This window comes from Pantoea sp. EABMAA-21, from assembly GCF_030053335.1.
GTDB lineage: Bacteria > Pseudomonadota > Gammaproteobacteria > Enterobacterales > Enterobacteriaceae > Pantoea > Pantoea communis.
The window spans coordinates 20,804-39,560 of record NZ_JASGBX010000008.1 but is presented as its reverse complement, the minus strand read 5'-3'; the positions used below and the strand labels follow the sequence as shown (position 1 = coordinate 39,560).

Below are 18,757 nucleotides of genomic sequence, written 5' to 3'. Positions count from 1 at the left end.
TCATCAACTTATGAAAAATCGGTTTTGATTGCCGCAGGTGCGCGGCTAATGCCCTGCGGCAGCAGTGTTGCCAGCCAGCTCACCAGGGAAGTCAGTGCACGGAAAAGACGGCGCAGCGGAGCAGGGCCATACTCCGCCAGACGCAGGTAACCTTTGAAACCCAGCACCATAATATCGGCCAGACTTTGCACCGGTTTATCTTCAGGGAAGCCGTCTTGCCACAGTGCCCAGGTATCGGCGCGGGCGAAGGTGCACTGAATAAATTCAATATGCTGTTGGGTAGTGAGCTGATGCAGGCGAATACCGGCGCGTCGGCCAAATACGCGTTGTACCTGGCACGGGAAGCTGAATTCCTGCTGGCCACGGCGCAGCAGCAGCCACACGGGCTCATCCTCTTTTAGCGCATCCGCTTCACGCAGTTCGACGCCGACACCGCCATCGGAATAGTCGCGCAGGGTGCACGGCACCATATGGCCATCCTCACGCGCAATGGCGGCGGGCATGGCGATCTCCACACGGTGCGCTTCACGAATCTGGCGCGCTTCCACCGAAACCGCCACGGCACCGCCGAGAATAATCATGTTGTACACCACCCACACCAGGCTGACCCAGATGGTGAGCATCTCGTTGGCCGGGCCATACGCCATGCGCCAGAACGCCATGCCGATACCCGCGATATTCAACAGCACCAGCATCATATACGGCTTGGTGATCACCCAATCGAGATGGCGCTCTTCGACCAGGCCACCTTTGGCTGTGACGTTGAACTTGCCTTTGTGCGGGTTAAACAGCGCAACGGTGGTGGGGCGCGCGATATACCACGCCAGCACGGTTTCATACACTTCACTCCAGAACGAGTGACGCCAGCGTCCCTGAATGCGCGAGTTAGTCAGGCTGGTGTGCAGCATGTGCGGTAGCACATAGATGGCGATCGCCAGCGCCGGCGCGTAGATGATGTAGGCGTGGCATAGCAGAAACGCCAGCGGTGCCAGCAGGAAGATCAGACGTGGAATCCCGGCGAGGAAGTGCAGCATAGCGTTGGCGTAGCACAGGCGTTGCACCAGCTTTAAGCCTTTACCCATCAACGGGTTATCGAGACGGAAAATCTGCACCATGCCGCGCGCCCAGCGAATACGCTGGCCGATGTGTGCGGACAAACTCTCGGTGGCGAGGCCCGCTGCCTGTGGAATACGGATATAGGCGGAAGTGTAACCCTGACGATGCAGACGCAGCGAGGTGTGCGCATCTTCGGTTACGGTTTCCACCGCTATGCCGCCAATCTCATCCAGCGCGGCGCGGCGCAATACGGCGCAAGAGCCGCAGAAGAACGCCGCATCCCAGGTATCGTTACCGTCCTGCACCAGGCCGTAGAACAGCGAGCCTTCATTGGGTGTCTGGCGGAAGCGACCGAGGTTACGCTCGAACGGATCGGGCGAGAAGAAGTGGTGCGGCGTTTGTAGCATCGCAAGGCGGTGATCCTTCAGGAACCAGCCCATGGTCATCTGCAGGAATGAGCGCGTCGGTACGTGGTCACAGTCAAAAATCGCCACGTAATCGCTGCGGCAGGCCACTATCAATGCGTGATTGATGTTGCCGGCTTTGGCATGTTCGTGGGTAGGGCGCACCACGTAATTGATGCCCACGCTGGCGGCAAATTCGCGAAACTCCTCGCGGCTGCCGTCATCCAGAAGGTAGATGTTGAGCTTGTCCTGCGGCCAGTCGATGCCCATCGCGGCATAAATGGTTGGTTTCACCACGCTCAGCGGTTCGTTGTAGGTGGGCACCAGGATATCGACGCTGGGCCAGGAAGTGATCTCGGGTGGCATGGAGACCGGCTGGCGATTGAGTGGCCACAGCGTCTGGAAATAGCCCAGTACCAGCACCGTCCATGAGTAGGTTTCAGCGCCAATCAGCAGCAGACCGAATGTCAGACTCAGCGGATCGTCCCAGTTCAGGGTTTCAGTGTAGCGCCACCACAAATAACGACAGGAAATGGTGAGTGACAGCACAATCAGCATGATAGTAGAGAGGCGGCCCGGCACGCGGCGCACCATCATCGCCAGGCCCCACAGCAGCAGTACAAAGACAAATTGCGTGGTGATGCCAAATGGCTGTGAAATACACAACAGCGCCAGCAGGCTGGCGACAATCGCCGCGACCATAAACAGCAGCTGGCGTACACGCGGTGGTAGTTTCTGCAACTGCTGTTCGGTACGCAGATGAATGCCCGTTTTCGCTAGGTGCGCGGGAAGCGCTCCCAGCCACTGATAAAACTGCTGACGCCAGCGGAACAGGGGGCCAAACGCGTTAAACCGTTTACGCTCGCTGCGTGCGCTGTTGTCGAGCGGTAACACCAGCATCAGCCACAGGCTCTGCATGGCGTAACGCACAACGTCTAACGGGCGTGGACGTAGCGGCGAGATTTGCGGATAGTATCGCTGACGCTGTTGCAGCACGCGCTGCCAGCCGGGCATTTCCAGCCGCAGCAGCGACCAGGCGAGCACGCACCATAGCAGATGCAACATCACGGTTAAGTGGCCCGCGCCGTGCTGGCGCGCCACGCGGGCACGGCTTTGCAGCGCCTGCCAGGCCTGAGGTACCAGCAGCCAGCGCAACGGATTCACGCCGCACCGCCCGCAACGTTCAGCAATAGCCAGTTCGCCAGCGTATTGATTTCTTCGCTCGCCAGCGCATGAGGACGATATTCGCCCACCGGTTGTTTCATCATCAAGGCTTCTGCCAGTGCTTCATCGCGGTGAATCACCTGCGGAATCAGATTCTTTAGCGTGCGCAGCCACAGTTGATGCAGATCCTGTTGCAGCTGACTGTTGGCGTTGAATTGATTGATCAGAAACAGCGTGTGCGGCAAAAAACGCGGATGGTGCAACCGCAACTGGCAGTTAGCATCCAGCGATAGCACCTGCAGCAGGCGATCGGCGTGGAGGGCGAAGGATCGTTGCCACGGCAGCAGATCCGCTGGAAGGTCGAGGATCACCCAGCGATACTGTGATTTCAGGGCCGGCAACGCCTTCAGCAACGGCGTGGCGAACGAGGTGTCGGCGTTTTGCAGACTTGAGCACTGCTGAGAGGTTAATGCGCCAAACGGCAGGAAATCGAGACCGGTTTGATAGCGCTGCGCGCACTGCTGCCACGGCTGCTGTTCCAGCAGTGCGGGAACCCAGCCCTGGGTGTGATTGAGCGGCAAGTTAAAATGGGCAGCCAGTTGATTCGAATCAGAAAAGTCGATGACCAGCACCGACTCCTGTAAAGCATTGAGCGCCCAGCCAAGTGCCGCACTGAGTGATGTTGCGCCACAACCGCCGCGCAAACCTTGTAAGGCAATGACCGGCATTAGCGTTCAGGCTCCTGGTCGGCGGATAATTCACGCAGCAGCGGCCAGCGCGTCAGCAGACTATTCAGTCGCTCTTCGCGGGCAATATCAATGTAACGAAATGCCTTAAGGGAAAAGGCTTCGCTCAGGGTATTAATGTCATCCTGATCTTCAGTGGTAGACGCGATCAGCGAAAAGGCATTCTCTGTTTTCATTACTTTTTGCCACCAAAAAACAGCAATGGATGAATTGTGGTTCTATTTTTTGTAAAGTTTAAACCCGGAAAAATGCGCAGACTATGTAAAAATCGATATCATTTGAGATAGCGCAGGTTTTAATTATTTCAGCAGTTCCAATCGTTGCCGTCTATATTAAACTAGCCTGGATTGTTCTGATCGCGAAACAAATATGAAAAATCGCTATGCGCTTGGCCTACAACAGGTTCAGCAGGAATTAGTTAACCTGCAAAATCCGGGGTTTTATTGGATTACCAGTCAGCGTCAGGAAGACGCGCGGGTACTGCTGCGTCAGGTGGTGAGCCATCAACAGGCGGCAACCCTGGTCAGTTCAGATGAGAAGCCTCAGTCTTTACTTACGCCGGACCCACTGACGGGCCCAGCGCGCATTCCCTTATTTTCGCTGCCGGCCAATAAAACCGGCCTGCAGCATCTGGAGAATGATTTCGCGCGTGTACTGAATAGCCGCAGTGGTTTAGTGCTGTTTTACAGCAATGCAGCGCTGTGGAGTAAATTATCCGAGGATGAACTCACGCTCTGGGTGAAACGCATGCGACGATTGTTAATCAAAAAACAAATCACGCTGCTACTGATCACTTCGGGGGCGTCAATTATTCATCTGCGTAATCATCTACAGCGTTATTTTCGCCAACTTGATGGTGTCGCACATTTAGAATTTCAACAGGATAGCTGGCAATATCGAATTAACTGGTGGTATTCCGCAGACAAATTACTGGCTGACCGTGCAATTCGATTGAGTTGTAATGAGAATCAATTCATTGCCATTAATGAAGTGGAACAAACTACGCCGCTTAGCCTCAATGATGAAAATCAGTTTCTGGCACAGGAAGGGGTGCTGGAAGGTGCGCCGCCGCTCTCCAGCCAGTGGCAACTGTTTAGCGACAATGAGAGCGTATTCTCGCGTGCCCAGCAGGCCAACGCTGCCACGGTCATTTTTAGCCTGGCCCATAACCAGGATATCAATGCCCTGGCAAAAATGGTCCATAGCTTGCGCCGCTCACGCGGTAACGCATTAAAGATTGTAGTGCGCGAAATCAGTACCAGTCTTAGGTATAGCGATGAGCGGTTATTGCTGGCGTGTGGTGTCAATGCCATCGTGCCCGGTGCACAAACGCTGTCACGCTTTCTCACCACGCTGGAAGGGATTCAGGGCCAGCAGTTTACGCGTCATGTTCCGGCCAACTTGCCCGCGCTGATGCAGGCATTACAGCCGCTGCAGCAAAAAGGGTATTTGCAGCTGGAGCCGTTCTGCGCGGCGGTACAGCAGCTGATGAGCAATACGCTGCTGCCGGAAAACGACAAGGGGCTGATGGTGGCATTGCGCCCGGTGCCGCAGCTGAAACCTGAGCAGATTCTGACGCTGTGTAAACCGCGTCGTTTTGGTGATTTGGTGACGCTGATTAACGATCGCATCTATCTGTTTCTATCATCCTGCCGCTTCAACGATTTGGATATCGCGTTGAAATCGATTTTCTCACTGCCGCACGATGAGTTGTTCAGTAATCGCGTGGTGTGGTTCGAGGACAACCAGATTTTGTCGGAAGTGCATAAGATTCGCCAGCTGACGCCGGTGGCGCAGCGTGAAGTGCCGATGGCACCGATTGAGGCCCCGCGGGCAAACAAGGTGTCCGCTTCTGACCTGCGTGGGGCGCAAACCCCGCAGCCTATTATTCTCAATCTCGATGGAGATCGCCGCTGATGACACTGATGGATTGGGTGCAGGTGGCGATCCTGCTGTTATTAATTTTACTGTTCCTGAAATCGTTGTTTGTGCGCTGGTTACCGCGCAGTAGCACCAGCCTGCTGATGCGTCTGCTGCCACCGCGTGCGCTGAAGTCGGAAGGGCAGTGGCAACGCAAATCTGCTAAAACGGATACCAAACCGTAATGAGTAATAACAAACCTTCGACGCTGCACGCTTCGTGGTGGCGCGGTCTCGGCGGCTGGAATTTCTACTTCCTGATCAAATTTGGTCTGTTGTGGTACGGCTACCTTAATTTTCATGCGCTGAGCAATCTGGTGTTCCTGGCGTGGCTGCTGTTCCCGCTGCCGTCACGTCGTTGGCATCGTGTGCGTCACTGGGTATCCTTGCCGATTGGCTTTGCGCTGTTCTGGCATGACACCTGGCTGCCGGGGCTGGAATCGATCATGAGCCAGGGCAGTCAGGTCGCGGGCTTCTCCTCAGCTTATCTGCTCGATCTGCTGGAGCGCTTTATCAACTGGCAAATGATTGGCGCAGGCTTTGTGCTGCTGGTGATCTATATGTTCGTGGCGCAGTGGATCCGCGTCACGGTGCTGGTTTCTCTGATGCTGATCTGGCTTAACGTGCTGACCATTGCCGGACCGGCGATGAATCTGCTGCCAACCAAAGCGGCGACACCGGAAGTGGCATTGAATAACCCTCCAGCCGCGACCAAAGCACCGGAGGGACTGGACCAGTCTGCACCACCGACCAGTGCCAATCTGACCTCCTGGCTCAATCGTTTCTACGACAGTGAGCGCCAGCGCGCCACCCATTTTCCGGATGCGCTGCCCGCGGATTCTCAGCCGTTTGATATTTTAGTGATCAACATCTGTTCGCTGTCATGGTCGGACATGGATGTGGCCCAGTTACGCGACCATCCATTGTGGAAGCATTTTGATATCCTGCTGGACAACTACAACTCTGCCACCGGCTACAGCGGTCCGGCAGGGATTCGTTTGCTGCGCGCCAGCTGCGGCCAGACTTCACACTCCAATCTGTATAAGGCCACCGACCAGCGCTGCTACCTGTTTGATAACCTGGCGAAGCTGGGCTTTAAGCAGGAACTGATGATGGATCATACCGGCGTGTTTGGTAACTATCTCAAAGAGCTGCGTGAAGAGGGCAATTTGCAGGCACCGCTGATGTCACAAGCGGGAATTGCGCCAGAATTGACCTCCTTTGATGGTTCGCCAGTGTTCAATGACGGGCAATTGATGCAGCGCTGGCTCGACGATCGGACTAAAAGCAGCGATGCGCGCAGTGCCACCTTCTACAACCTGATTCCGTTGCATGACGGCACGCGCGAGTTGGGCAGCACGCGCACCGCTGACTGGCAGCCGCGCGCTAAAATGCTGTTTGATCAGCTGGATACATTCCTGACCAATCTGGAGAAATCAGGACGCCGCGTGATGGTGCTGGTGGTACCGGAGCACGGTGCTGCGCTGCAGGGCGATAAAATGCAGATGTCCGGTCTGCGTGATATTCCCAGCCCGAGCATTACGCATGTGCCGGTGGGCATTAAGTTTGTCGGGATGAAAGCGCCACACCAGGGACAGCCGTTGAGCATTGATACACCAACCAGTCTGCTGGCGATTTCCGAGATCATTTCCCGCGTGGTGGATGGTCAGGTGTTTAACGCGCCGAACGTCAATATGTCGGTGTTAGCGGATAATTTGCCGCAATCACCGGTGGTGTCCGAGAATGATAATGCGGTGGTGATGATGTATCAGGGCAAACCCTGGATTCGCCTGAACGGCGGCGATTGGGTGCCCTATCCGCAATAATCTCTCAATGGCGGTGCAGCAGGTTGCACCGCCAAATTCGGTGCACAATTCCTAATCACCGATTTATCTCGTGTTTCCCGCCTCTTTTCGACTTTATCCCGGCGCAAATCAAGGCTGACCTGCGATATACTCGCTGCGCATTTCATCTATACCCGTCATTCTTCAAGTTGCAGGTGCGTTGGCTGTGCTCATTTACCCCAGTCACTTACCTGAGTAAGCTCCTGGGGATTCATTCCCTTGCCGCCTGCCTGCACCTTGAATAATTTAGGGTATTCATAGTCGATTTAAGTGGTCGGGAGAGGGTTTTGTTGCGCGTCAGTCGCTCGTTAACGATAAAACAGATGGCAACGGTGTCCGCCGTGGCGATGGTGACCATCAGCATCTTTATCGTCATCCAGTTATTCCACTTTGTGCAGCAGCGCAGAATCGATTACGCCCAGCAGATGGAAAATATCGCCCATACGGTGCGCCAGCCGTTGTCGGAGGCGGTGCTGAAAGGGGATATTCCGCAAGCCGAACGCATCCTGAATACGCTGAAACCGGCGGGCATTCTGTCGCGCGCCGATGTGGTATTGCCGAATGCGTTTCAGGCGCTGCACGCCGATTTTGTGCCGGAAAAACCGGTACCGCGCTTCGTGGCACGTCTGTTTGAACTGCCGGTGCAAATCACGCTGCCGCTTTATTCGGTAGAGCGTACTGGGCTGCCGAAGCCTATCGCCTATCTGGTGCTGCAGGCCGACTCTTCTCGGGTATACCAGTTCCTGCTCAGCACGCTCTCGACCATGATCACCACCTATTTGCTGCTGGCGCTGATACTTTCGGTGTCGATTAGCTGGTGTATCAATCGCCTGATCGTCCATCCTTTGAGAAGTTTGTCGCGTGATTTGCAGGAGTTGCCACCGCAGGCCATTCTCACGCACAAGCTCGACCTGCCGCATAATCATCGCGACGATGAAATCGGCATGCTGATCCGCAGCTACAACCGCAATCAGCAGGTGCTGGAGTCGATTCATGATGAAATGAGTCGCATGACCACCCATTTTGCTGTCACCGATCTGCCTAACCGCGCCCTGTTCCTCGCGTTGCTGGATCAGCACGCCAGCCATCGCCATAGCCGTCAGCCATGGGGATTGATGGTGATCCGTATCGAAACACTGCAGGAAGCCAACGGCGTACTGAGTGATGAGCAGCGCGATACGCTGATGCTGACGCTGGTAGAGAAAATTCGCAGCACCGTTGACGATCACACGTTACTGGCACAAACCGGGCCGAGCGATTTCGCGCTGCTGATGAAGCGCGCGCACAACCCGTTCCGCGCCATGCGTCTGGCGCGCAACCTGATGATTCGCATTAACCAGCCGGTGAACCTGCATCAACTTCAGCTGCGTCCAAACGCCAGTATTGGCCTGGCGCTGCATGATGACAGTGTCGTCAGTGCCAGCGAGCAACTCGACCGCGCGACCTCGGCAATGATGTCGGCGCGTCATCAGGGCAAAAACCAGATTCTGTTCTTTGATCCGGCGCTGACTGAGCGGGCGCAAAAACGCCTGACGCAGGAGCACGATATCCTGCAGGGGTTGCAGGATGGTCAATTTGCACTTTATCTGCAGCCGCAAATCAATATGCAAACCGGTGAGCTGGCGGGCGCGGAAGCGCTATTGCGTATGCGTATGCCGGATGGCAGCTATGGTTTGTCAGAAGAGTTTATCGCCAGCGCGGAAGAGATTGGGGTGATTTCCGCGATTGGGCGCTGGGTGTTTGAAGAAGCCTGCCGCATCCTTGCCGCGTGGCAGAAGCTCGGCATCAATATTCCGCTGAGCGTCAATATATCGGCAGTTCAGTTGCGTGACCCCAGCATGGTGAGCCATTTGCAAGGCTTGCTGGAGCGCCATCGTATTGCACCCGGCAATTTCGTGCTGGAAATTACCGAAACCGCGCAGATTGGCGATGCCGAGCAAGCGATTTCGCTGCTGCGTTCACTGCAGCAAACCGGCGTGGCCGTGGCGCTGGATGATTTTGGCATGGGTTACTCCAATCTCAATTACCTGCATCAGTTTAAAGCGCTGCCGGTAAACAAGCTGAAGATGGATCGCAGTTTTGTCGCGGCGCTACCGGATGATGACACCATGGTGCGTATTGTCGCGGCGATTGCGGACATCATTCATCTGGATGTTATTGCTGAAGGCGTGGAAACCGATGAGCAGCGAGACTGGCTGCTGGCACGCGGAATTACTATAGGGCAAGGCTACTTATACGCTGAAGCGCTCCCTCTTAACGTCTTCAACCAACGCTGGCTTGACAGCTCGTCACATCCTGAATAATCACATTGTTTATTGATTTTCCTCACGAAATTGCAGTCATATAGTTTGCTGAAGCGTTTCAGTTCATAGTTAGAGTTTTGTAACTTTTGTAAGGAATGTAAGGGTATATTAATCCTGTTATCGGAGTGTTATTTTCCCGCAATCGGTAAGGTTTTTCGCTTCCAGGCGGCTTGCCGCATGCGTTCTCCATAATAACGGCGGTGAATTCCGTCTATACCTGGACACCTGTTATGAAACTGTTCAAAAGCCTCTACTTCCAGGTGCTGGTTGCCATCGGCATCGGCGTCCTGTTAGGCCACTACTATCCTGAGTTAGGCGCGCAAATGAAGCCGCTTGGCGATGGTTTCGTTAAGCTGATCAAGATGATCATCGCCCCCGTGATTTTCTGTACGGTGGTGACCGGTATTGCCGGCATGGAGAGCATGAAAGCAGTTGGACGGACTGGCGCAGTTGCGCTGCTCTACTTTGAAATTGTCAGCACCATCGCACTGATTATTGGCCTGGTCGTGGTTAATGTGGTGCAGCCGGGCGCGGGGATGAACGTTGATCCCGCGACTTTGGATGCCAAAGCCGTGGCGGTTTACGCCCAACAGGCGCAAGAACAGGGTGTTGTTGCCTTCTTGCTTGATATTATCCCGGGTAGCGTGATCGGTGCCTTTGCCAGCGGTAATATCCTGCAAGTGCTGCTGTTCGCCATTCTGTTTGGTTTTGCCCTGCATCGTCTGGGTAACGCCGGTACTGTGATGTTCAACGTCATTGAGAGCTTCTCCAAAGTGATCTTCGGCGTTATCAATATGATTATGCGCCTTGCGCCGATCGGTGCCTTCGGTGCCATGGCGTTTACCATTGGTAAATACGGCGTGGGCTCACTGGTGCAACTCGGTCAGCTGATCATCTGCTTCTACATCACCTGCGTGCTGTTTGTGGTGGTGGTGTTAGGTTTGATTGCACGCTGGGCCGGCTTCAACATCTTCAAATTTGTTGCCTACATCAAAGAAGAGCTGCTGATCGTGCTGGGTACCTCTTCATCTGAATCTGCGCTGCCGCGCATGCTGGATAAGATGGAGAAGCTGGGTTGTAAGAAATCGGTGGTGGGTCTCGTTATTCCAACGGGATACTCTTTTAACCTTGATGGCACCTCGATTTACCTGACCATGGCGGCGGTATTCATTGCCCAGGCCACCAATGCGCACATGGATATCTTCCACCAGATCACGTTGTTAGTGGTGCTGCTGCTCTCCTCAAAAGGCGCAGCGGGCGTGACCGGCAGTGGCTTTATCGTGCTGGCGGCCACCTTGTCTGCAGTCGGACATTTGCCGGTAGCGGGTCTGGCGCTGATTCTGGGTATCGACCGCTTTATGTCCGAAGCGCGTGCATTGACCAACCTGGTGGGTAACGGCGTGGCGACGGTTGTCGTGGCGAAGTGGGTCGGTCAGCTGGATGAGAAGCAGATGAAAGCGACGCTTTCTTCAGCGAAAAAGGTCAATAACGCCTCACAAACCAGCGTCTGATCGTCTATTTGCGTTAATTTCCCGAGAAATGCCCGCTGTCGCTTGCCCTGACAGCGGGCATTTGCATAATAAACCCCATTGATTTTTTTCCCGATTTTTTACCTCGTTGCGCGACATCCTGACCTTCCTGTGGTCAAAGAGTCTGTTCTTCATTAAACGTGGCGGCTATGGGCCGCGCCGGTCACCAAAGATGTGACCGTACATGTCGCGATAACGAGCGTTGATCTGTTTATGTAGGGGTTCACATGCAGGGCACCAGAATTCGACTTTTGGTTGGCGGATTAATCCTTGCGGCATCCGGCTTTGGCGCGCACGCCGAGACACTCCAGCCCGATCCCGCGTGGCAGGAAGGCAAACTGGACAATGGTTTTAGCTGGCAGTTACTCACCACGCCACAACGTCCAAGCGATCGTATTGAATTACGTCTGATTGTTAACACCGGTTCACTGGTGGAGAGTGCTCAGCAAACCGGTTTCAGCCATCTGATACCGCGTCTGGCAATGGTGCACAACACCGCGCTGGATACCAATCAACAGCGTTCACTGTGGCAGCAAGCCATGGATCCGCAACGCCCGTTGCCGCCAGCGATCTCATCGTACGATTACACCCAATATAACCTGAGCTTGCCCATCAACCGCCCGGAGCTGCTGAAAGAAGCGCTGAACTGGCTGGCGGCGACCGCAGGGAAAATGACCATCAATGAGCAGGTGGTATCAACCGCGCTGACCGCGACCGATCCGATTGCCACCTGGCCGCCAAATACCCAGGATGTCTGGTGGCGCTATCGCCTGAAGGGTTCAGCGATGCTGGCGCACGATCCGGGCGAGCAGCCGCGTGCGCCGGTGGATATTGCACAGCTCAACAGCTTCTATCAGCAGTGGTACACGCCGGATGGCATGACCCTGTATGTGGTGGGCAACGTTGACAGCCGCAGCATGGCAGAACAAATCAACAAAACCTTCTCCGCACTGAAGGGGAAACGGGTTGCGCCCGCAGCGCTGCCTACGCTCTCTCCTTTGCCACATCAGCCTGTCAACCTGGTGAATGGCGGGATGAGTCAGGATCGCCTGTCTCTGGTGTGGGATACGCCGTGGCAACCGATTCGTGACTCACAGAACTTACAGCACTATTGGCAGAGCGATTTGGCGCGTGAAGCGCTGTTCTGGCATGTGCAACGCGCGCTGGCGGACAGCAAAGCACAGAGCGTGCAGGTGGGCTTTGATTGCCGCGTGCTTTACCAGCGTGCGCAGTGTTCCATCAACATGGACAGCCCGAACGCATCGCTGGCGCAGAACATGAACCAGGTGGCGAAAGAACTGGCGGCAGTACGTGATAAAGGGTTACCGCAGGATGAGTTTGATGCGCTGATGGCGCAGAAGCTGCTGGAACTGAATAAGCTGTTCGCCACCTATGCGCGCACAGATACCGATATCTTGATGGGGCAGCGTCTGCGCTCGCAGCAAAATGCGGTGGTGGATATCGCGCCGGAGCAGTATCAAAAGCTGCGTCAGGCGTTTCTCAGTGGGTTGACGCGTGACCAGCTGAATCAGGAATTGCGCCAGCAGCTGACGCAGGAACTGACGATGGTGCTGATTCAACCCCAAGGTGAAGCTGAGACCAACGTGAAGATGCTGCAGGACGACTGGGATAAAGTGATGAAGGTACCGGATGCGCCTGCGGCACCGGCGGCTTCTGATGAAGCTAAACCGGAAAGTAACGGCAGCGCGAGCGCGACCGACCCGGCTCAACCCTCGTCATGACGCAGGATTTATCATTCATGGCCGAGTCATAAAGTCTTATGATTCATGGCATATGAGATCGCCAAAAAAATTTGAGTAGCAGCACAAAAGTGCCTTGAGGCGCTTTTGAACATCACATCCATGCAGCCACGTCGCTGCGTTTCAGGGCATGAATTATCCCTGAAATAATTTGAGCCGCATTAAGGCGGCAAGTATGTTCATCGCCAGTCACTGACTTAAGCCGGTGACTGGGGTGACTGCGTGCAGCCAGCGCCGCTGCGGTTCAAATTATGAAGGGGATTATGTCTTAGCGCGTAGCCATTCGGTGACCAGCATCGGCCAACTGGCGAGGGGCAGATCCGCGACGCCGCGAATGCCAAATCCATGGCCGCCTTTCTGATAAAAGTGAATTTCCACCGGCACCTTGTGCTCACGCAGGGCGCTGAAAAACACCATGCTGTTGTTTACCGAAACCGCGTCATCATCGCTAGCGTGAATCAGCAGCGTGGGCGGTGTCTGCGCATGTACGCGCGTTTCCATGGAATACGCATCAATCAACCTCTGATCCGGCCATGCGCCGAGCAGGCGAGTGCGCGAGCTTTCGTGTGCCAGACCGTCGCGCATGCTGATCACCGGGTAGAGTAGCACCATGGCATCTGGACGTGGCGAGAAGCTGTCGGCCTGATCCTGCACTGGATAAATTTTCTCACCAAAGCGCGTCCCCAGGCTGGCAGCCACGTGCCCACCCGCTGAGAAGCCCATCATCACAATGTATTTGCCGTTCATGCCGCGCTGCGCACGATCGCGCAACACGCGCACCGCACGTTGTGCATCGGCCAGTGGGGCATCGGGACCTTCGTGATGGCCATCGTAAGGCAGGCGATAAGTCATCACTGCCAGCGTATACCCCATCGATGTGAAGAACGTGGCGAGGGCACTGCCTTCACGGTCAATCAGCACTCGCTGATAGCCGCCGCCGGGCGCCACCAGCAGCGTAATGCCGTTGGAGGTTTCCGGGTGCCAGATTGCCATTTCAGGGCAACGCACGCCGGTCGCGGCGCGGTCATAAGGTTCGTACTCTTTGGCGAGATCGACAATTTGCGGTTGAGCGCGCGAATCACTCGCGCCTGGCGCATCACCGTGTGGCCAGATATTAATGATTTCTGTGTGCATAAATCAGTCCTGAGCGAGTCGTGTTGTCATTATTTTGTTCGCGGCCGGATTAACAGCGTCCTGCTGTTGTTGATTAAAACATGGTCTGTTTTCGCGCTGGCGTCCAGCCGAAAACCCACCATTTCTGCAGTTTCGGACTATGCCTGGCGGCCCGATTTCTGTCCGTAATCTATTGAATTTAAATTGATATGGTAAGGGTTGCTAAACTGGCGTAGGCGGATATGAGCCAAAGATGGATCGCTGGCGAGGTTAGTTAAAATTCACAGTGTAATCTCGGGATTTAAGGCAAATTATCCTGTGCATTGTGTAAGTCGTGATTATCAAATCAACAGCGGCAAAGTGAACGACTGGCGCCATGCATCGTGCCAACGGATATCCAGCGGCGCCACGCGTCGTGCCTGAAATAGCGCCGCTGGGAAATGTTGAGGGGAGGGTTATTGCGGCATAGCGCTTAAAGGGATAATGGCTCCGCGATGCTGGATCACCGTGCTGGCGGTGAGATGACCGCGCGCGGCCGCATCTACTGCCCTCCCTCCGGCTAAACGTACAGCCAGATAACCGGCGCTGAAAGAGTCGCCTGCGGCAGTGGTGTCGATCACCTTCTCTTTTGCCAGCTTGATGGCGGGCACTTCACGCAGCGGCTCATCGCCTATCGCCACTAAACAGGAATCGGCACCGCGTTTGATGGCAATTTCCTGCACACCGGCTTCGCGCGTGCGTGCAATCACTGCGTCCAGCGGCTGTTCACCCCACAGCAGGTGCTCATCATCCAGCGTCAGGAAGGCGATATCGGTGTGATGCAGCATCTCGGCATAAGCCTGTTGCGCGCTGGATTTGTCTGCCCACAGACGTGGACGATAATTGTTATCGAAAATGACCTTGCCACCGTTTTGGCGACAGGCGCTGAGCAGTGCCATCAGTTTCTCTCGGCTGGTGGCTGGCAGAATCGCCAGGCTTATACCGCTGAGATAGAGGTAATCGTAGTGGGCCAACTGGGCGCAAATCGCGTCAGACTCTGGGCCATCCAGCCAGAAGCGCGCAGCGGCATCATTGCGCCAATACCAGAAGGTGCGCTCGCCGTGTTCGTCGGTTTCAATGAAGTAGAGGCCCGGCATTTTATTGTCGAGGCGCTGAATGAGCTGGGTGTGAACCTGCTCCTGCTGCCAGGCAGCGATCATCTGGTCACTGAAACTGTCGGTGCCCAGCGCGGTGACATAGTCCACCCGCAACTGCTGGCTATCTGACTGGCGTGCCAGATAAACCGCCGTGTTTAGCGTGTCGCCGCCAAAACCACGTTTGATGTTCTCACCTTTTTCGGACAGCTCAATCATGCATTCGCCAATGATGGCAATGTTCTTCTGCGTCATGGTCTTCGGCCTGTAGTGAATTCTGCCCTCGAGTCTCGCGTCTGGTATGGCAGCTGTCAATGGTTTTTAAAACGATGTTTTAATTTAACTTAAGGTGCCTGCACCCTCTTTCCACGGCGATTTAACGGACAAAGCGCCGCTTGTTTTGCCGATTAAGCCTGAAACGCGCTGATACACTCAACTGCTCGTGAGGTGGCTGAGACCAATAAAGTTATCGTGTTACTCGCCGATACTTGCCGCTGAGAAACAATTTGCAGGCACCCACCACCTACCAGGAAAAAACCATGGTGATGAACAATTTAAGTCATCGGCTGCCTATTTCAATTGAACTGGAGCAACAACAGGAAACGCGTTTCTTCTGGCAGCAGTGCCAACGATTCTATACTTTCCAGCCGATTTACCAGGTCTCCGGCCGTTTACTGGCTATTGAATTACTGACTGCGGTGACACACCCCTCCGCACCAGAGAAAAGGTTGTCGCCCGAAACCTATTTTGATGCGCTGACTATCGCGCAGCGCCTTGATGTCGTCGAGGAACAGCTTGAGCTGTTATTACAGTGGTCACACTTTTTCAGTCAGCGTCAGCTGGTGGCCTCGGTGAATATTGATGGTCCGACGCTGTTAGCCATTGAGCAGCATGACGATATCCGCCAGTTGATTACGCAACTCCCCTGGGTGCGATTTGAACTCACGGAGCACCACGCATTGCCGCAGGAAGAGATGGTGGCGAAGATGCCTGAACTGGGCCCGCTGTGGCTTGATGACTTTGGATCAGGCATGGCAAACTTCTCTGCGCTGACTGAGCTGCGCTATGACTACATTAAACTGTCGCGCGAACTGTTCATGCTGCTGCGCTCTACCGATGAAGGCCGCTCGCTGTTCTCCATGCTACTGGCGTTGATCAATCGCTATTGCAACGGCGTTATTGTTGAAGGCGTGGAGACCGAAGAGGAGTGGCAGCAGGTACGCAATTCACCTGCAATGGCGGCACAAGGCTATTTCTTCTCGCGGCCTGTTCCCTTCAGCACGCTGGAATCCCTGGCGCTCGAGCTTCCCTGATCCCGATCCGCAACGTCTCGACTACAGTTATGTGAGACGTTGAGGGCAAGGAGGAAGCAGAATGTCACGTACGGGAAAAGTCCTGAGTTGGGTTTTCGGGATTTTATTGTTGTTGGTTGTGGTGGTGGTGGTGATTATAGCCACGTTTGACTGGAACCGCCTTAAGCCAACCATCAACCAAAAAGTCTCCACTGAGTTAAACCGGCCTTTCGCCATTCGGGGCGATCTGGGTGTTGCCTGGGTGCGCAATCGCGAAGAACCCGGTTGGCGCAGTTGGGTGCCGTGGCCGCAGGTGCATGCCGATGACATTATGCTGGGCAATCCGCCGAATATTCCCGATGTCACCATGGTGCATTTGCAGCGCGTTGAAGCTACGCTTGCGCCGCTGGCGCTCCTGCATAAACAGGTTTATTTGCCGTGGATTAAAATGCAGCTGCCCGATGCGCGGCTGGTGCAGACGGCGGATAAAAAGAATAACTGGACCTTCAACTTAGCCAGCAGCGAGAACAGCGATGCTAATGCGCCGCCTTCTGCCTGGTCTTTCCGCCTCGATAATATCCTGTTCGATAAAGGCCAGATTCGTTATCGCGATGCCATCAATAAAGCCGATGTGACCGTCACCCTAAATCCACTGGGCAAACCGGTGCCTTACGCGCAGGTAGCGGGCGGTAACGACCAGCAGAAAGGCGCGGGCGATTTTGTCTTTGGCTGGCAGGCGGAGGGGACATACAACAATCAGAAACTGACTGGCGACGGCAAGATCGGCGGCATGCTCTCGTTGCGCAGCAAAACCACACCGTTCCCACTGCAAGTTGATTTGCGCAACGGCACCACGCGCGTGCGCGTTGACGGGACGTTGCAGGATCCTTTAAATCTCGGCGGGCTGGATGTGCGTCTGCGCTTTGCTGGCGATACGCTGGCGAATCTGTACGGTTTAACCGGCGTGCTGCTGCCTGATACGCCGCCGTACGAAACTGACGGCCATTTGATCGCGCGCTTCAATGAAGAGAAAGGGCCGCTGTTCCGTTACGAAAATTTCAATGGGCATATTGGCGATAGCGATATTCACGGCTCGCTGGCTTATCACCAGGTGAAACCGCGCCCAACGTTGACCGGAGAATTAACCTCGAACCAGTTGCGCATGGCGGATTTAGGCCCGCTGATTGGCGTGAATTCGGGCAAGGGCAGTGAGAAAACCCAGCAGGCTAAAGCCCAGCGTGGTGACGCTTCGACGCAACCGGCCGATCGCGTGCTGCCACATGACAAGTTTGATACCAAAAGCTGGGATGTGATGGATGCGGATGTGAAATTCAGCGGAAAACGCATCGAACACAGCAGCAAGCTGCCGCTTAGCGACCTTTATACCCATCTGCAGTTGAAAAACGGTGACCTGCTGCTCGATCCGCTGCGCTTCGGCATGGCGGGCGGGAGTATCAACTCCACCATTCATCTGGAAGGGGATAAAAGCCCGATGCGCGGTCGCGCGGATTTGCATGCGCGTAAGCTGCAACTGCGTCAGCTGTTCCCGAATGTCACGGCGATGCAGCGTAGCCTGGGTCAGTTAAACGGCGATGCCAGCCTGAGCGGTACCGGCAACTCGGTGGCGGATATTCTGGGGACCAGCAACGGCGAGCTGAAACTGCTGATGAATGACGGATTGATCAGCCGTAGTCTGATGGAAATTGCCGGCCTGAATGTCGGTAACTATGTGGTCGGCAAACTGTTTGGCGATGATGAGGTGCGCATCAACTGTGCCGCCACCGATCTCAATATCCGTCAGGGTCTCGCCACGCCGAAAGTGTTTGTGCTGGATACGGAGAATGCGGTGATTAATGTCACCGGCAACGTTAACTTTGCCAATGAAAGGCTGGACTTATCCATTAATCCAGAGAGCAAAGGCATTCGTATCATCACCTTGCGATCGCCACTGTATGTGCGTGGCACCTTCAAAAATCCGGATGCGGGAGTGAAAGCCGGGCCGCTGATCGCACGTGGCGCTGCTGCGGTGGCGCTGGGCGCAGTGGTGGCGCCGGCCGCCGCACTGCTGGCACTGATTTCACCCAGTGATACAGATGCCAACCAGTGCAGCAACGTGTTGCAGCAGATGAAAAGTAAAAAGTGATCAGTTGCGCCACAGCACTTTGATGATGTGATAACCAAAGGCGGTTTTCACCGGCCCGTAAGGTTGCAATAGCGGGCAGGAGAACACCGCCTTATCAAAGGCGGGCACCATCTGGCCTTTACGGAATTCACCCAGATCGCCGCCGTTACGTCCCGATGGACAGGTGGAGTGTTTTTTTGCCAGCTGCTGGAAGTTTGCGCCCTTTTCCAGCTGGGCCAGCAGGGATTTGGCCTGCGCTTCATCCTTGACGAGGATGTGCAAAGCTGCCGCGGTTTTCGCCATGTTGGTGTCTCTGTATGTATGTATAATGTTCGGCGCATTATATCCCCGTCCTACTTCAAATTGCAGGTG

Annotated in this window: 14 protein-coding genes; 8 read left to right on the top strand and 6 right to left on the bottom strand. The window is 55.0% G+C overall.

Annotated elements, in window-relative coordinates:
* Positions 1–8 precede the first annotated feature (8 nt).
* The 3 genes from bcsA to bcsR are packed head-to-tail and all read right to left on the bottom strand — an operon-like array spanning position 9 to position 3,546.
* Positions 9–2,624 (bottom strand): UDP-forming cellulose synthase catalytic subunit, encoded by a 2,616-nt coding sequence (gene bcsA, locus QMZ65_RS13335; RefSeq protein ID WP_283216163.1) that lies wholly within the window; start codon positions 2,622–2,624, stop codon positions 9–11.
* Complete coding sequence (gene bcsQ / locus QMZ65_RS13330; RefSeq protein WP_283216162.1) at positions 2,621–3,352, bottom strand: cellulose biosynthesis protein BcsQ; 732 nt, start codon at positions 3,350–3,352, stop codon at positions 2,621–2,623. The genes bcsA and bcsQ overlap by 4 nt, the downstream gene beginning before the upstream one ends.
* The gene (gene bcsR / locus QMZ65_RS13325) at positions 3,352–3,546 is read right to left on the bottom strand and encodes a cellulose biosynthesis protein BcsR (protein WP_034827811.1); all 195 of its coding nucleotides are present in this window, start codon (positions 3,544–3,546) and stop codon (positions 3,352–3,354) included. The genes bcsQ and bcsR overlap by 1 nt, the downstream gene beginning before the upstream one ends.
* Positions 3,547–3,739: 193 nt before the next feature.
* Here bcsR and bcsE point away from each other — a divergent pair, with 193 nt between their 5' ends.
* The 6 genes from bcsE (at position 3,740) to QMZ65_RS13295 (ending at position 12,707) form a co-directional block, all read left to right on the top strand.
* The gene (gene bcsE / locus QMZ65_RS13320) at positions 3,740–5,287 is read left to right on the top strand and encodes a cellulose biosynthesis protein BcsE (protein WP_097118498.1); all 1,548 of its coding nucleotides are present in this window, start codon (positions 3,740–3,742) and stop codon (positions 5,285–5,287) included.
* A complete protein-coding gene (gene bcsF / locus QMZ65_RS13315) occupies positions 5,287–5,475 on the top strand; it encodes a cellulose biosynthesis protein BcsF (protein ID WP_038643825.1) in 189 nt (62 codons plus the stop codon). Before bcsE ends, bcsF begins: the two co-directional genes overlap by 1 nt.
* A complete protein-coding gene (gene bcsG, locus QMZ65_RS13310; RefSeq protein ID WP_283216161.1) occupies positions 5,475–7,115 on the top strand; it encodes a cellulose biosynthesis protein BcsG in 1,641 nt (546 codons plus the stop codon). The genes bcsF and bcsG overlap by 1 nt, the downstream gene beginning before the upstream one ends.
* A gap of 308 nt (positions 7,116–7,423) precedes the next feature.
* Positions 7,424–9,436 (top strand): biofilm formation regulator HmsP, encoded by a 2,013-nt coding sequence (hmsP, locus tag QMZ65_RS13305; RefSeq protein WP_182057602.1) that lies wholly within the window; start codon positions 7,424–7,426, stop codon positions 9,434–9,436.
* A 230-nt stretch (positions 9,437–9,666) separates the two neighbouring features.
* Positions 9,667–10,947, top strand: coding sequence for a dicarboxylate/amino acid:cation symporter (locus QMZ65_RS13300; protein ID WP_034827821.1), 1,281 nt, complete (start codon positions 9,667–9,669; stop codon positions 10,945–10,947).
* Positions 10,948–11,192: 245 nt separating this feature from the next.
* Positions 11,193–12,707, top strand: coding sequence for a M16 family metallopeptidase (locus tag QMZ65_RS13295; RefSeq protein ID WP_283216160.1), 1,515 nt, complete (start codon positions 11,193–11,195; stop codon positions 12,705–12,707).
* 279 nt (positions 12,708–12,986) lie between these two features.
* Here the strand turns inward: QMZ65_RS13295 and QMZ65_RS13290 are convergent, their stop codons facing one another.
* Positions 12,987–13,859, bottom strand: coding sequence for an alpha/beta hydrolase (locus QMZ65_RS13290; protein ID WP_034827823.1), 873 nt, complete (start codon positions 13,857–13,859; stop codon positions 12,987–12,989).
* A 434-nt stretch (positions 13,860–14,293) separates the two neighbouring features.
* On the bottom strand, positions 14,294–15,226 hold the full coding sequence (gene kdgK / locus QMZ65_RS13285; protein WP_097118503.1) for a 2-dehydro-3-deoxygluconokinase: 933 nt from the start codon (positions 15,224–15,226) through the stop codon (positions 14,294–14,296).
* 284 nt (positions 15,227–15,510) lie between these two features.
* Between kdgK and pdeH the strand changes: the two genes are divergently transcribed.
* Together pdeH and QMZ65_RS13275 are read left to right on the top strand one after the other, a co-directional pair.
* The gene (gene pdeH, locus QMZ65_RS13280) at positions 15,511–16,284 is read left to right on the top strand and encodes a cyclic-guanylate-specific phosphodiesterase (protein WP_038643818.1); all 774 of its coding nucleotides are present in this window, start codon (positions 15,511–15,513) and stop codon (positions 16,282–16,284) included.
* A 61-nt stretch (positions 16,285–16,345) separates the two neighbouring features.
* Positions 16,346–18,406: an AsmA family protein gene (locus QMZ65_RS13275; RefSeq protein ID WP_283216159.1), complete on the top strand. Its 2,061-nt coding sequence runs from the start codon at positions 16,346–16,348 to the stop codon at positions 18,404–18,406.
* Here the strand turns inward: QMZ65_RS13275 and ppiC are convergent, their stop codons facing one another.
* Positions 18,407–18,688: a peptidylprolyl isomerase PpiC gene (ppiC, locus tag QMZ65_RS13270; RefSeq protein ID WP_034827827.1), complete on the bottom strand. Its 282-nt coding sequence runs from the start codon at positions 18,686–18,688 to the stop codon at positions 18,407–18,409.
* Positions 18,689–18,757 lie beyond the last annotated feature (69 nt).

Bases quoted from the DNA above. Each gene is read 5' to 3' on its own strand.
- bcsR (WP_034827811.1), bottom strand. From the start codon at position 3,546: ATGAAAACAGAGAATGCCTTTTCGCTGATCGCGTCTACCACTGAAGAT.
- bcsE (WP_097118498.1), top strand. From the start codon at position 3,740: ATGAAAAATCGCTATGCGCTTGGCCTACAACAGGTTCAGCAGGAATTA.
- QMZ65_RS13290 (WP_034827823.1), bottom strand. From the start codon at position 13,859: ATGCACACAGAAATCATTAATATCTGGCCACACGGTGATGCGCCAGGC.
- bcsQ (WP_283216162.1), bottom strand. From the start codon at position 3,352: ATGCCGGTCATTGCCTTACAAGGTTTGCGCGGCGGTTGTGGCGCAACA.
- bcsF (WP_038643825.1), top strand. From the start codon at position 5,287: ATGACACTGATGGATTGGGTGCAGGTGGCGATCCTGCTGTTATTAATT.
- ppiC (WP_034827827.1), bottom strand. From the start codon at position 18,688: ATGGCGAAAACCGCGGCAGCTTTGCACATCCTCGTCAAGGATGAAGCG.
- QMZ65_RS13295 (WP_283216160.1), top strand. From the start codon at position 11,193: ATGCAGGGCACCAGAATTCGACTTTTGGTTGGCGGATTAATCCTTGCG.
- QMZ65_RS13300 (WP_034827821.1), top strand. From the start codon at position 9,667: ATGAAACTGTTCAAAAGCCTCTACTTCCAGGTGCTGGTTGCCATCGGC.
- QMZ65_RS13275 (WP_283216159.1), top strand. From the start codon at position 16,346: ATGTCACGTACGGGAAAAGTCCTGAGTTGGGTTTTCGGGATTTTATTG.
- kdgK (WP_097118503.1), bottom strand. From the start codon at position 15,226: ATGACGCAGAAGAACATTGCCATCATTGGCGAATGCATGATTGAGCTG.
- pdeH (WP_038643818.1), top strand. From the start codon at position 15,511: ATGGTGATGAACAATTTAAGTCATCGGCTGCCTATTTCAATTGAACTG.
- bcsG (WP_283216161.1), top strand. From the start codon at position 5,475: ATGAGTAATAACAAACCTTCGACGCTGCACGCTTCGTGGTGGCGCGGT.